Here is a 13572-nt window from a genome sequence, read left to right as displayed (position 1 = left end):
GCCGGCCGGTCAGACCCGGCCGCGGAGCGGGCGGCGACGGCGCACCACGTGGGCGCCGGCGCCCAGGGCCGCAGCGCCGACGAGGCTCGCGCCGATGGCGGTCTCGGCGGTGGACGGCCCCAGGGAGCCGCCGATGCCGCCCTGCGAGGGCCGGCCCTCGAGGATCCGGAAGCGGGCCGTGGCGACCAGGCTGTTGTCGTTGCACTTGACCGACAGCGTGTGGTTGCCGGGCGAGGCGTGGTTGAAGATCCGGACGGTGGCGAAGCCGATCGACCCCGCGGACAGGTTGGCCGGCGGAAAGTTGCCGTGCGAGGTGACGATACCGCCGTGTCCGCAGCCCGAGGCGCTCACCTGCATCGTGGATCCCTGGTGCACGGCGAACGGGTTGACCGAGACGTTGCTCGGTCCGCCACCGCCGCCCAGCGGGGGGTTGGCGGAGGCGAACGGAACACTGAGGCCGATCGCGGCGCAGGTTGCCGCCGTCACGGTGAGAGCGCGCAAGACACGCATGGTGGAACCTCCAGCGGAAAGCGCCCCGGAGCGTCGGCCCCGGATGATCGACGAGAACGCCTCCCATCTCGAACCCTCGGGGCGGCCCGCAACCTCCGCATGTCCGCCTTTGGGCCGCCCGGTTGAGCGACACGCCGACGCGCGCTCGCCGGAACTGACGGATCCGCAGGTCACGACCCGTCAGGCGTTTGTGTGACGATTACCTGTATGGGCGCACCCCGTCCGGCCCCATCCCGGCCCCGCCCCGGCCCCGTCCCGGCCGCACCACCCGTTCGCCCCTCCCCCCTCGCCGTCCCGCCGGGGCGGCCTTAGCGTGCGTGAAGTAGGGCGTACAGGGGTGGGACAGGATCGCGGGTCGGGACCCCCGCGTCGGGAAGGGAGAACGATGGGCGAGGACGAGACCGCGCAGTCACGCAAGTTCTCACCGTGGGGCGTACTCGCCCTGGTCATGCTCAGCGGCCTCGCGATGGTGCGCAACGGCGTGGACGTCGACGACGGGCCGCCCCAGCCCACCGCGGCCTCGGCCGTCGCGGTGACGGCGGACCAGCTGCCGGTGAACCCGCCGCAGGCGCCGGCGGACCTGGAGGTGCTGGAGCACTCGTCGGTGCAGCGCATCCGGATCCCCACGATCGGCGTGGACGCGCCGGTGATGACGGTCGGCCTGGACGCGGAGGGCTGGATCGACGCCCCGCCGCCGCAGGACCGCAACCTGGCCGGCTGGTACCTCAACGGCATCTCGCCGGGCCAGCGGGGCTCGTCGGTGATCGTGGGCCACGTGGACAACGCTCAGGGCCCGGCGGTCTTCTACGGACTGGGCTCGGTCAAGCCGGGCAACCACGTCGAGGTGGAGCGGTACGACGGGCGCACGGCGGTGTTCGAGGTGTACGGGGTGGAGGTGTTCTCCAAGGACGCCTTCCCCGGAGCCCGGGTGTACGGCGACACCGGGCACGCGGAACTCCGGGTGATCACGTGCGGCGGGGGCTATTCGAAGTCCCGGGGCTACGAGGGCAACGTCGTCGTCTTCGCCCGGATGGTGGAGACCCGCTGACCCGGACCGGCCGCCACCCCGCGCCCCGCTGCGCCCCGAGCGCACGGCACGGGTCAGCGGGGCGGCAGCGCCGGCAGGGTCATGCGGTAGCCGCGGGCCAGGAGCTGGGGCAGGTAGGAGCCGATCGCGCGGACGCTCTGCGAGCGGTCGCCGCCCGCGTCGTGCGACAGCACGATGACCCCGGGGCCGGCGCCCTCCAGGACCCGGGAGATGATCGTCGTGGTCCCGGGCTCCTTCCAGTCCAGGGTGTCCACGGTCCAGGCCAGCGGTTCCATGCCGAGTTCGGCTCCGATCTCGAAGGCGGCCCGGTTCCATGCCCCGAACGGCGCGCGGAACCACACCGGGGCCTCGCCCACGGTCTCCTGGACGACCTCGCTGGTGCGGCCGATCTCGGAGACCAGGGCGGGCCGGCCGAGGGTGGGGATGAGCGGGTGGGTCCAGGTGTGGTTGCCGATGACGTGCCCCTCGGCGGCCATCCGGCGCAGCAGGTCGCGGTTCTCGGCGGCCATCTCCCCGCAGACGAAGAACACGGCGCGCACCCCGTAGCGGGCGAGGGTGTCGAGGATTCCGGGGGTGTAGCGGGGGTCGGGCCCGTCGTCGAAGGTGAGCACCATGGAGTTCCCGGAGGCGGCGCCGGGCGGCAGTTCGAGGATGGGGCGGGTGCGGACGGCCGGTTTGGCCAGGGGCGGCCGGGCGGGGGCCTCGGCGGTCATCGGGCGCAGCCGGTAGGTCTTCTCGAGGCCCTCGGGGAGCATTCCGGGAGGTCCCGCGACCGGATGCGGGCCCGGTCCGCCCGCGGGGGCGGGGCCCGGCCCGGGGTGGGGGCCGCCGCCCTCGGTGCCGGCGTCGATCAGCCCGGCGGCGGCCGCGACTCCGAGGAAGACGGCGGTGCGCAGGAGCACGCGGCGTCCGACTGTCGGCTCGTCATTTGTCATTATTACTACGTATCAACGACATCATCACGGATGTCGAGAGGCGCGGACGCGCCCCCTGCCCCTCACCCGATCAGCCGCGCCTCACCAGGGGGAACGGCAGCGTTTCACGGATCGTCAGGCCGGTGAGGAACATGACGAGGCGGTCCACGCCGATGCCGAGGCCGCCGGTGGGCGGCATCGCGTACTCGAGGGCGTCCAGGAAGTCGTTGTCGAGTTCCATCGCCTCCGGGTCGCCGCCGGCCGCCAGCAGGGACTGGGCGGTGAGGCGGCGGCGCTGCTCGACGGGGTCGGTCAGCTCCGAGTAGGCCGTGCCCAGTTCGGTGCCGAAGGCGACCAGGTCCCAGCGCTCCGCGAGCCGGGGGTCCCTGCGGTGCTGGCGGGTGAGCGGGGAGACGTCGGTCGGGAAGTCCTTGTAGAAGGTGGGCAGCCCGGTCTTCTCCTCCACCAGCCGCTCGTACATCTCCAGGACCACGTCGCCGCGGGTGTCCTCGGGGGCGTGCGGGACGGACGCCCGGTCGCACAGCCGGCGCAGGACGTGCTCCTCGGTGTCGGCGTCGACCTCCTCGCCGAGGGCTTCGCTGATCGCCCCGTACATCGTCTTGACCGGCCACGGTCCGGAGATGTCGTGGACGACGAGCTTCCCGTCCGGCCCCGCCTTGTGGGCGACCGGCGAGCCGAAGGCGGCCGTGGCGGCCGCCTGGATGAGCTCGCGGGTAAGGTCGAGCATCACGTCGTAGTCGGCGAAGGCCTGGTAGGCCTCCAGCATCGTGAACTCGGGGTTGTGCTTGTAGGAGACGCCCTCGTTGCGGAAGGTGCGGCCCATCTCGAAGACCTTCTCCATGCCGCCGACGCACAGCCGCTTGAGGTACAGCTCGGGCGCGATGCGCAGGTACAGGTCCAGGTCGTAGGCGTTGATGTGGGTGCGGAAGGGCCGGGCGTTGGCACCGCCGTGGATCTGCTGGAGCATCGGCGTCTCGACCTCCAGGTAGCCGCGCTCCAGCAGCCCCTGGCGCAGGGCCTGTACCGCGCTGGAGCGGGCCCGTACGACGTCCCGCGCCTCGGGGCTGGCGACGAGGTCCAGGTAGCGGCGCCGGACGCGCGCCTCCGGGTCGGCCAGGCCCTTGCGCTTGTCGGGGAGCGGGCGCAGGCACTTGCCGGTGAGCTGCCAGGAGCGGACGACGAGGGACGGCTCGCCGGTCCTGCTGGTGCCGGCCTCGCCGGTCGCGATCACGTGGTCGCCGAAGTCGACCTGGGAGGTGAAGGAGTCCAGCACTCCGGCCCCCGCCTCGTCCCGGGTGAGCACCAGCTGCACGTCCCCGGACCAGTCGCGCAGCACGGCGAAGACGACGCCGCCGAGGTCGCGTACCACCATCACCCGTCCGGCCAGGGTGGCCCGCTCCCCCGAGCGGACGCCGGGCCGGCGGTCGGGCAGGACGGCGCGCAGCTGCGCGGTGGTGTGGGTGCGGGGGCGGATGCCGACGGGGTAGGGGTCGGTGCCGGCCGCCCGGATGCGCTCCATCTTCTCGTGGCGCACGCGCACCTGGTCGGGGAGCCGCTCGGCCCGTGGGGCCGCCGCCTGCTCGCCCACGGCGTGCAGGTTCAGGGAGGCGAGGGAGGGCAGCCCCTCGGTGCTGGCGGGGGCGGTGAGCCCTTTGGGGTGGCCGTTGCCCCACAGGGTGCGCAGGCTCGGCACCGAGACGAAGCCCTCGGCGATGCCGGAGGCGAGGCTGACCCGGGCGAGCGAGCCGGCGTCCTGGTAGCAGAGGAACCGCGGGTACCACTCGGGGCCGTACTTGACGTTCGAGCGGTAGAGCGCCTCCAGCTGCCACCAGCGGGAGAAGAAGAGCAGGAGCTTGCGCCACAGCTTCAGCACGGGGCCGGCGCCGATCCGGCCGCCCTCCTCGAAGGCGGAGCGGAAGACGGCGAAGTTGAGGGAGATCCGGCGCACGCCGAGGCCGGGGGCGGCGGCGCAGAGCTGGGCCACCATGAACTCCATGACCCCGTTGGGGGCGGTACGGTCGCGGCGCATCAGGTCGAGGGAGATGCCGTCCTTGCCCCAGGGGACGAAGGAGAGCAGGGCGATCAGCTCCCCTTCGGCGTCGAGGGCCTCGACGAGCAGGCAGTCCCCGTCGGCGGCGTCGCCGAGCCGGTCCAGGGCCATGGAGAAGCCGCGCTCGGTCTCGGTGTCGCGCCACCGGTCGGCCCGGTCCACGATCATCTGCATCTCGTCCTCGGAGAGGGCCGAGTGACGGCGGATGCGGGTGGTGGCTCCGGTGCGTCGGACGCGGTTGACGGCCTGGCGGGTGACGCGCATGTCGCGGCCGTCGAGGTCGAAGTGGGCGACGTGCAGGATCGCCTCGTCGCCGAGCTGGAGGGCGCTGAGCCCGGAGCGGGCGTAGGCCGTCGCGCCGTCCTCCGAGGCCCCCATGACGGCGGGCGGCCAGCCGTGGCGCCGGGCCACCGCCAGCCAGGCGTCGATGGCCGGGGTCCAGGCGGAGGGATCGCCCACCGGGTCACCGCTGGCGAGGCAGACGCCGGCTTCGACGCGGTAGGTGACGGCGGCCATCCCGTTGGGGGCGAAGACGACGGCCTTGTCCCGCCGGGTGGCGAAGTAGCCGAGGGAGTCGCCCCGCCCGTAGGCGCCGAGGAGGGCGCGGATGCGCAGTTCCTCGTCGCCGTGCAGGGCGGCGGTCAGGCGCTGGGAGCGGAAGAGCGTCGCGGCCGCGTTCAGCAGGGCGAGGGCGCCGAACAGGCCGAGCAGGAAGTACAGCGCGCGGGGCGGGCGGCCGTCGAACTGGCGGGCGGAGAAGAGGCCGCCGAAGACCTGCTTGGCGGCCCAGTCCAGCCACTGCCCCTTCGGCAGGGTGCCGGGGAAGAGGGCGACGAGCCCCCAACCGGCGAGGACGGCCGCGAGGAGGCCGAGGCCCAGCACCGTCAGGGCGCGCCACAGGGCTCCGGGCCGGGAGGCGGCGTAGAACTCGTCGCGGGCGGCGATCAGGAGTCCCGTGGCGGCCACGGCCACCGCGAGCGAGCTGAAGCCGGTCCCGTAGTCGCCGACGGCGATGTCGATGACGTCGTCGAGGATCAGCAGGGCCAGATAGGCGACGACGATCCACCAGGCGACCTTCTTGCGGGTGCCGAGTGCCGCCGCGAGCAGGAAGAGGAAGACGGCGTAGGCGAGATTGGCGCTGACCGGTACGACGATGAGGTCGAGGAAGCGGACGATGTGCCTCAGCAGCCGCCGCAGTGCCGGGGAGAGCGACAGCAGCGCGCACAGCAGACCGAGCGCTCCGAAGAACGCTCCGAACCCGTCGGGTACCCGGTTCAGGAAGCGGTTCCGGGTCCCGCGCGTCTGCTCCACGGTGGCACTCATGGTTCGCACTGTAGAGAGGGCGGCGCCGGTCCGCGCGCCGGGGCGCCCGGACCGCCCGGGGCCGAGCGGCGCTGAGCAACCTGCGCTGCCCGGCGTACGCGGCGTGCCCGGCGGGGGCGCTACTTCGCCGTCGTCAGCCCGTCCTTGGCCGCGCCGCGGCTGAGGACGGCCTCGGTGATGGCGTCGCGGGCCGTCTCGTACGCGCCGTGGCCGGGGTCCTCGGCGAGGGCCGCGGACAGGTTGACGACCCGGCCGGTGGAGAGGTCCATCATCTGCGGGACGAACTCGGCCTTGGTGACCTGCCAGCGCTGACCGGCGGCGGCCGGCGGCGCGAAGGTGAAGCGGCCGATCGAGCCGTAGTTGCCGCGCATGTCGCGCGCGCCGCTGTGGTTGAACATCTCGCCCGCGACCTGGTCGCCCATGCCGTAGACGATCCAGGTCCCGTTGACCTTCTCGTAGGCCTGCGGGATGTGCGCGTGCGTGCCCAGGATCAGGTCGATGTCCGGGCGTCCGCCGGTCTGCGAGGCGGTGAGCGCCTTGCCGAGGGAGAGCTGGGTCTCGTCCGGCTCGGTCTGCCATTCCGTGCCCCAGTGGAGGCTGACCAGGACCACGTCCGCCCCCGCCGTGCGGGCGGCCCGCGCATCGGTGATGATCTTGTCCGGCTCCATGAGGGCGACCGCCCACGGCTGCCCCTGCGGCATCGGGTTGCCGTTGGTGTCGTACGTGTACGCGAGGTGCGCGACCTTGGCGGAGCCGGCGGTGTACGTGGTCACCGCGGCCGCCTCCGCCGCCGTACGGGCCGAGCCGGCGTGCTTGAGGCCCACCGTGTCGAACCGGTCCAGCGTGCGGCGCAGCCCGTCGGCCCCGTCGTCGAGGGTGTGGTTGGAGGCGGTGGAGCAGCCGTCGTACCCGGTGGCCTTCAGTGCGTCGGCGACGCTCGGCGGGGAGACGAAGGCCGGGTACCCGGAGAAGGGGCCGCCCTCCTCCCCGTAGATGGTCTCCATGTGGCACAGGGCCAGGTCGGCGCCCGAGACCAGGGGCTTGACGGCGGAGAACATCGGCCGGAAGTCGTGTCCGTCCCCGTCGGCGTCGTCGGCGGCCCGCTGGATGACCGAGGTGTGCGGCAGCACGTCGCCGCTCGCGACCAGGGTGAACCCCTTGGCGGCGGGTGACCCGGCGGCGCTGGAGGCCGCGGCGCCGCCGCTTTCCCCGCGGCGCGCCGCGGCCGGTTCCCCCGCGGCGGAACAGCCGGCGGCCGCCGCCAGCAGGAGGGTCGAGAGGAGGGCGGCGGCCCGTCTGGTGCGCTTGGTCATCTCGGACCCGGCTCTCATTCAGTATGACTATCCGATTTCCCGCTAATGCACCCAACATGACGCCGGGAGTCAAGGAACGGATCCGTCCGCCGGCCGCGCTCCCACCCGATCGGATGCTGCCGTTCGCCGCGCCGTTCGACCGTTCACCGCCCGGCCCGGCCGCCCACCGGATGACCGGGGTGCTTGGGCGCAGCGGCCGGACCGGACGGTTCCCGGCGGGGCTCCGTGCAGGTCAGGGTGGACGCACCGACGTCAGCCACGGACCCGCGCGGATCCCGGAAGGAGCCCCACGTGCCGCTCTCCCCCACCCTTCGGCGGACCGACCCCGAGACACTGGCCGAACTCCAGCGCGACCACGGGCGGGCCCTGTTCGGTCTCCTCGTCGGACTCACCGCCGGGGACGCCCAGCGTGCGGAGGACCTGGTGCAGGAGACCCTGGTGCGGGTCTGGCAGCACCCGGAGGCCCTCTCCAGCCGGCACGAGTCCCTGCGCCCCTGGCTCTTCACCGTGGCCCGCCGGCTCGCGATCGACGCGCGGCGCGCCCGCCTGTCGCGCCCGCAGGAGGTGGCCCCCGAGGGCCTGGAGCACGCGCCGGCTCCGCAGGACGCGGTGGCCGGCTCGGTCACGGCGATCGACGTCCGGCGGGCGGTCGGCTCCCTGGGGCGGGAGCACCGCGAGGTGCTGATGCAGGTGTACTTCCAGGACCGCTCGGTGGCCGAGGCCGCGGCCGAACTCGGCATCCCGGCCGGGACGGTCAAGTCCCGCACGCACTACGCGCTGCGCGCCCTGCGCAAGGACCTCCAGGGGTACGGCTACGGCCTCGGCGCCTGAGCGCGCCCGGCCCGCGCCCCTCGGAAGGCCGTGCGCCTCGGGCCACGGGCCGTCGCGAAGAGGGCCACTACCGCCCTGAAAGCGCGCTAACCGGACAGAAACCGCATGGAATCAGGCATCAGACCGTGCAAGTTCCGTAAACATCCCCCGCTCGGTGAGCCGGTCGGTGAAGGCTCAGGGCTGACGGTGGGACGCGGAACGCGCGGGAGAAGGTGGGACGGTGCAGCCCGAGGGTATGAACGGCACCAGTGACGGCGGGCTCGCGGTGCCCATGGCGTGGCTCTACGCCGAGTACATCGCGGACGAACTGCTGCGCACGGGCCGGCTGATCCCGGTCAGCACGCTGGAGTTCCGGGCCGGGCGGGACACGCTGGCGCTGACGATCTACCTCTCGGACGCGGCCGGGGAACTCTCCGGGATCCGGGTGGTCTCCCAGCTCGACGAGTGGCTCTCGCTGACGGCGTACGGCCACCCCTGGCGCGACTGGGTCCACACCCGGTTCCTCGCACTCGGCGAGGAGGCGCGCGAGCGCGGCCGCGCGGTGGAGCCGGACCTCGAACTGGCCCGGGCAGCCTGGCGCTGGCTCGACCGCACGGAGCTGTTCGCCACGAACCTCGACCCGGGACAGCACGGCCACGACGAGATCCCACCGGGACTGGACGAGAACGCCCGGGTGTGGACTCCCGCCTGGCAACTCGGCCTGCCGCTGGGCCACTTGGCCATGCACCTGTTCTGAGGCCGGGCCCGCTCAGGCCGGGCGGCGCGGCCCCGGGGCCTCGCCCGGCTCCATCACCAGGCCGCTGAAGTCCGCCTCGTTGCGCTCGGCGCGCAGCACGTACCAGCGGGCGATCAGCCACATCACCGGATACACCAGCGGGCCCAGGGCCAGCCACACCAGCGGCCCGCGCGCCGCCTGCGGCAGGAGCAGCACCAGCGGCAGCGTCCCCACGGTCAGGGCCAGTACGGCCAGCGCGGACAACCCCGCGCGCAGCTGGCTGCGCATGAGGGCCCGTACGTAGGTGGCGCCCAGCGTGGTCTGCTCGGAGATCTCCGAGCGTGCCGGGGCGTGCGCGGGCGGCCGGCGGCGGGCGGCCCGGGGCACCCCGGTGACGATCTCGCGCCGCGGCGCCTGCTGCTGGTCCTCGGCCATGGAGCCGGAGTCTACGCAGCGGCCGCCTACTTGAGGAGGCGCGAGAGCCGCCGGTCCGCGAGCGGCTTGCCGCCGGTCTGGCAGGTCGGGCAGTACTCCAGGGAGGAGTCGGCGAAGGAGACGGAGCGGACGGTGTCCCCGCACACCGGGCAGGGCTCCCCGGTCCGGCCGTGCACCCGCAGCCCGCTCTTCTTCTCCGCCTTGAGCTCGCCGGCGGCCACTCCGTGCGCCCGGGCCACGGCCTCGCGCAGGGTGTCCTGGACGGCCCCGTACAGCCGGGTGGTCTGCTCCTCGTCGAAGGAGGCGGCCAGCTTGAAGGGCGAGACCTTCGCACGGTGCAGGATCTCGTCGCTGTAGGCGTTGCCGATCCCCGCGATGACGCTCTGGTCGCGCAGGACCCCTTTGATCTGGCGCCGCTCCCCCGCGAGCAGGGCGGCGAAGGCGTCCCGGCCGAAGGCGCCGCCGAGCGGATCGGGGCCGAGGCGGGCGATGCCGGGCACCTCCTGGGGATCGCGCACGACGTACACGGCGAGGCGCTTTTGCGTACCGGCCTCGGTGAGGTCGAAACCGCCGCCGCCGGCCAGGACCACGCGCAGCGCGAGGGGCCCCTTGCCGGGGCGGGGCGGGGTCTGGGGCAGGGCGTCCTGCCAGCGCAGCCAGCCGGCCCGGGCCAGATGGGTGACGAGGTGGAACGCGCCGATGCGCAGGGCCAGGAACTTGCCGTACCGGGTGGTGGCACCGGCCGTCTGCCCTTCGAGGGCGGTCAAGGGCGGGTCGTACGTCTTGAGCACGCTCACGGCGAGCGGGAGGACGCGCTCCACCACCCGCCCCGTTAGGTGCTCGTCGAGGTACTCCCGCAGGGCCTCGACCTCGGGCAGCTCCGGCATGCTCCCAGCCTGCCCCCACCCCGCGGGAAACGCGAACCGTGCGCGCCACGGCCGCCGCTCCGCCCCCACCCCGCGGCTCCGCCCCCAGCCCGCCGCTCCGCCCCGGCCCGGCGCCGTCGTCAGCCCATCGTGAACTCGCACCACACGCACTTGCCGCTGCCGCGCGACTCCACGCCCCACACGTCCGCCAGCCGGTCCACCAGCATCAGCCCGCGCCCCGACACCCCCGCCTCCCCGGCTTCGCGGCGCCTCGGCAGTGCGCTGGAGCGGTCCTCCACCTCCACCCGCAACCGCCGTTGCGGGCCGTTCAGCACCCGCAGGGTCACGATCGCCGGGCCGTCGGTGTGCATCAGGGCGTTCACGATCAGCTCGTCCGCGACGAGCTCGATCTCGTCGGACCGCTCCCGCGCGCCCCACGCCCGCACCGCCGCGCCGATCATGTGCCGCGCCGCCACCAGGGCCTCCGGGTCCCCCGGCGCCACGTGCTGCCGGAACCGGCCGCCGCCCTGCGGGGCCTCCTCCACCTCGCGGCGCAGCAGGAGCAGCGCCATGTCGTCGTCCCCGCCCCGCTCGTCGACGACGCCGCACAGCCGGTCGGCGAGGAGCTGGAGGTCGGCGGGGCCGCTGCGGACCAGGGAGGTGAGCAGCCCGATCCCGTCGTCCAGGTCGGCGCCGGGCTGCTCCACCAGCCCGTCCGTGCACAGCAGGATCGTTTCTCCCTGGTCGAGCTCCACGGTGGTCACCGGATACTCCAGTCGGCCGAACTCCGCCGAGAGGCCCAGGGGCATCCCGCCCGCCACCGGGAGCCTGCGGCAGTCCCTGTCACGGGTGCGCAGCAGCGGGTCGATGTGTCCCGCGCGGACCATCTGGAGCACTCCGGTCGACAGGTCCGCCTCCGCGTACGTGCACGTCGCGAAGCGGTCGGTGTCCAGTTCGTGCAGGAAGACCGAGGCCCGTGCCATCACCGTGCCCGGCGAGTGGCCCTCGGCCGCGTACGCCCGCAGCACGATCCGCAGCTGGCCCATGACGGCCGCCGCGTGCGTGTCGTGGCCCTGGACGTCCCCGATGACCGCCCCGACCCGGCCGCCGGGCAGCGGGATGACGTCGTACCAGTCGCCGCCGATCTCCTGGCCCAGTCGGGCGGAGCGGTAGCGGACGGCGATCTCCGCGCCGGGCACCGAGGGGATCCGGCGCGGCAGCATCGCCTGCTGCAGGCCCTCGGCCAGGTCGTGCTCCTGCTCCAGCAGCATGGCCCGCTGCAGGCTCTGCGCGATGCTGCTGCCCAGGGCGACGAGCAGGTTCCGCTCGTCCTGGGTGAAGCCGTCCTTGTCCTGGTAGAGCAGCCCGATGGCGCCGATCGGCCGGGCCTGCGCGATGAGCGGCAGGTAGGCGGCCGCCGAGATCCGCATGTCCTCGATCTTCGCCCAGAGCCCGGGATAGTCCACGGCGAACTCCTGCGCGGAGTTGAGGAACCGCGGCTGGAGCGAGCGGACGACCTCGCTCATCGGGTACTCCTCGTCCACACGGGTGTACCGCGTGCCGGGGACGAAGCTGCCCTGCGGCCCCTCGGCGACGAGGTGGATCCGCCCCGCCTCGACCAAACCCATCACCATGCCCATCGAACCGAGCCGCTCCAGGCCGTGGGCGTCGCCGAGCGCGTCGATGACGTCCCGGACGGTACGGGCGTGGGCGAGGGCGGCGGTGGTGCTCTCGACGACCGAGGTCTGGCGGCGCCGCTCCTCGTCGAGTCCGAGGCGTTCCGCCGAGTGGCTGAGCTCCTCGGTGGCGTCGCGGACGATGCCGATGATCCGGTACGGGCGCCCGTCCGGGCCGCGCATGACGCGGCCCTGCGTGTGCGTCCAGCGCAGCCGCCCGTCACGGCAGCGGATCCGGAAGTAGGCGCCGTAGCTGTCCTCGCGGCTCTTGAGGGCGCTGGAGACGAGCGCGTCGAGCCTGGCGGCCTCGACGGGCGGCACGCGCGGCGACAGGGCTTCGGGCCGGCCGTCGTACTCCTGCGGCGCCGTGTCGAAGACGTCCAGGGCCGCCGCGTCCAGGTGCATGAGCCCGGTGACCAGGTCCCAGTCGAAGCTGCCCATGCGGTTCAGTGCCAGCGACCGGTCCGGGTGCGCGGGCCAGTCGTCCGGCAGTGATACGGAGCTCGGCACCGGTCCACCATGACACACCGACCGGTCAGGCGCTCTCCAGCGAGTGGCCGGGGTCGGAGGGGTCCGGCGCCTGTTCCTCCGGGATGACGTAGGGGTCGGACGGGTCGCCGGGGGCCATGGGGTCGGTGGGATCGCCCGGGACGGAGGGGTCGCCGGGATCAGCGGGTCCGAAGGGGTCGGTGGGGGCACCCGGGTCCTGCGTCCCGTCGGAGGGGGCGTCCGGCGGCAGGTCGGTGGGGCCGTCGGGGGGCAGGTCGAAGGGCCCGTCCGGCAGCGGCGGCTGCGGGGCGGCCGGATCCGACGGCACGCCCGGGCTCTGCGGCGGGGTGTCGCCCGGAGCGGACGGCGGGACGGGCGTGCTCGGCGCCGACGGCACGCCCGGCGGGCAGTCCGTGACCGGCGGCGCCGGGACGCCCTGCCTGCCCTCGCCCGGGGCCGGGACGCCCCGCTTGCCGTCGCCCGGCGCCGGCGGCGCGGTGCGGGCGAGGCTGTTGCTGGAGGGGCTCGGGCAGGGCTCGGCGGAGGTCCCGGGCGGGATGGCGGGCCCCTCGGGGATGCCGTCGGCCGGGTCGAAGGGAGGCATCACCTGCGGGGCCCGGTCCTGGGCGCCGTCGTCGCCGCGCTTGCGCTCGATCCAGGTGTTGTCGGCGGTGTTGACGATGACCAGGTTGTCGATCACGTGCACGGTCGGCTCGATGACCACGACCTGATGGGGCTGGTAGCCGTTCCACGGTTCGCCCTTGGGGACCGGGGAGCCCTTGGGGGCGCGGGGCGCGAGCAGCGGGTTGCCGCAGGCGCAGCGGACCCGGGGCATGCCGTGCCCGTCGACGAGGACGGCGGTGCCGGCCTGGAGCACGGACTGGAAGCTGTCGGCGGCGCCCTCGCGGAAGCCGTGGCTGGTGACCCGGGTGTCGGCCCGGAGCACGACGGGGGTCAGGCCGCGCAGGAAGTCGGGGATCTCCCCCTGTTCGATGTCGGCGGCCTGGGCGAAGGCGCGTGCCTTGGTGGCGTCCTCGGTCAGGGAGTGGACCTGCTGTTCCACGTCGCAGCTGCCGAGCCGCTGGGTTCCGCCGTACAGGCCGGGGGTGGCCGCGTTCACGGTGCGGATGCCCCGTCCGGTGGGGTTGGGCAGCGGGGGCAGTACGGGGGCGGACTCGGCGGTGGCCGAGGAGGCGGTGAAGGGGGCGGGGCCCGCCGCGGCCACCGGCTGCAGGTACAGCTCCTGGCTCTCGGCCCCCGCGGCCCCCGGCTTCTCCTCGGAGCCGCCGCAGCCCGCCGCGAACAGGCCGAGGGCGGCCAACAGCGCGGCGCCGGCCGGTGCGTGACGACGCGGCGCCTGACGAGGTGTCGGTGCGTGCAC

11 protein-coding genes are annotated in these 13572 nt (G+C 73.9%); 3 read left to right on the top strand and 8 right to left on the bottom strand.

Translation table 11 applies throughout. The features are described from left to right. Positions 1-9 precede the first annotated feature (9 nt). The gene (locus AC07FY_RS05365) at positions 10-510 is read right to left on the bottom strand and encodes a hypothetical protein (RefSeq protein WP_479000706.1); all 501 of its coding nucleotides are present in this window, start codon (positions 508-510) and stop codon (positions 10-12) included. A gap of 385 nt (positions 511-895) precedes the next feature. On the opposite strand from AC07FY_RS05365, the gene AC07FY_RS05360 reads away from it, so the two are divergent. Beyond that, on the top strand, positions 896-1558 hold the full coding sequence (locus tag AC07FY_RS05360; protein ID WP_479000703.1) for a class F sortase: 663 nt from the start codon (positions 896-898) through the stop codon (positions 1556-1558). Positions 1559-1611: 53 nt separating this feature from the next. On the opposite strand, the gene AC07FY_RS05355 is transcribed toward AC07FY_RS05360, so the two are convergent. From AC07FY_RS05355 to AC07FY_RS05345, 3 genes are all read right to left on the bottom strand, one after another. After that, a complete protein-coding gene (locus tag AC07FY_RS05355; RefSeq protein ID WP_479000700.1) occupies positions 1612-2493 on the bottom strand; it encodes a polysaccharide deacetylase family protein in 882 nt (293 codons plus the stop codon). A gap of 70 nt (positions 2494-2563) precedes the next feature. Further along, entirely contained in the window at positions 2564-5866 is a 3303-nt protein-coding gene (gene lysX / locus AC07FY_RS05350; RefSeq protein ID WP_479000697.1) for a bifunctional lysylphosphatidylglycerol synthetase/lysine--tRNA ligase LysX, read from the bottom strand. 119 nt (positions 5867-5985) lie between these two features. Continuing rightward, positions 5986-7179 carry a CapA family protein gene (locus AC07FY_RS05345; protein WP_479000694.1) on the bottom strand — a complete coding sequence of 398 codons (1194 nt, stop codon included), beginning with the start codon at positions 7177-7179 and terminating at the stop codon, positions 5986-5988. Positions 7180-7470: 291 nt separating this feature from the next. Between AC07FY_RS05345 and AC07FY_RS05340 the strand changes: the two genes are divergently transcribed. Both AC07FY_RS05340 and AC07FY_RS05335 read left to right on the top strand, forming a co-directional pair. Then, positions 7471-8010: a sigma-70 family RNA polymerase sigma factor gene (locus AC07FY_RS05340; protein ID WP_479000691.1), complete on the top strand. Its 540-nt coding sequence runs from the start codon at positions 7471-7473 to the stop codon at positions 8008-8010. A gap of 235 nt (positions 8011-8245) precedes the next feature. Further along, entirely contained in the window at positions 8246-8746 is a 501-nt protein-coding gene (locus AC07FY_RS05335; RefSeq protein ID WP_479000688.1) for a hypothetical protein, read from the top strand. Positions 8747-8758: 12 nt separating this feature from the next. Here AC07FY_RS05335 and AC07FY_RS05330 read toward each other — a convergent pair whose 3' ends face one another. The 4 genes from AC07FY_RS05330 to AC07FY_RS05315 form a co-directional block, all read right to left on the bottom strand. Next, complete coding sequence (locus AC07FY_RS05330) at positions 8759-9160, bottom strand: hypothetical protein (RefSeq protein ID WP_479000685.1); 402 nt, start codon at positions 9158-9160, stop codon at positions 8759-8761. Positions 9161-9186: 26 nt separating this feature from the next. Continuing rightward, a complete protein-coding gene (locus AC07FY_RS05325; RefSeq protein WP_479000682.1) occupies positions 9187-10047 on the bottom strand; it encodes an Fpg/Nei family DNA glycosylase in 861 nt (286 codons plus the stop codon). A gap of 119 nt (positions 10048-10166) precedes the next feature. Then, the gene (locus tag AC07FY_RS05320) at positions 10167-12230 is read right to left on the bottom strand and encodes a SpoIIE family protein phosphatase (RefSeq protein WP_479000679.1); all 2064 of its coding nucleotides are present in this window, start codon (positions 12228-12230) and stop codon (positions 10167-10169) included. A gap of 7 nt (positions 12231-12237) precedes the next feature. After that, positions 12238-13572: a DUF6777 domain-containing protein gene (locus AC07FY_RS05315; protein ID WP_479000676.1), complete on the bottom strand. Its 1335-nt coding sequence runs from the start codon at positions 13570-13572 to the stop codon at positions 12238-12240.

Source organism: Streptomyces sp. NPDC045967 (assembly GCF_056430495.1).
This window is presented reverse-complemented; position numbering and strand designations above follow the sequence as displayed.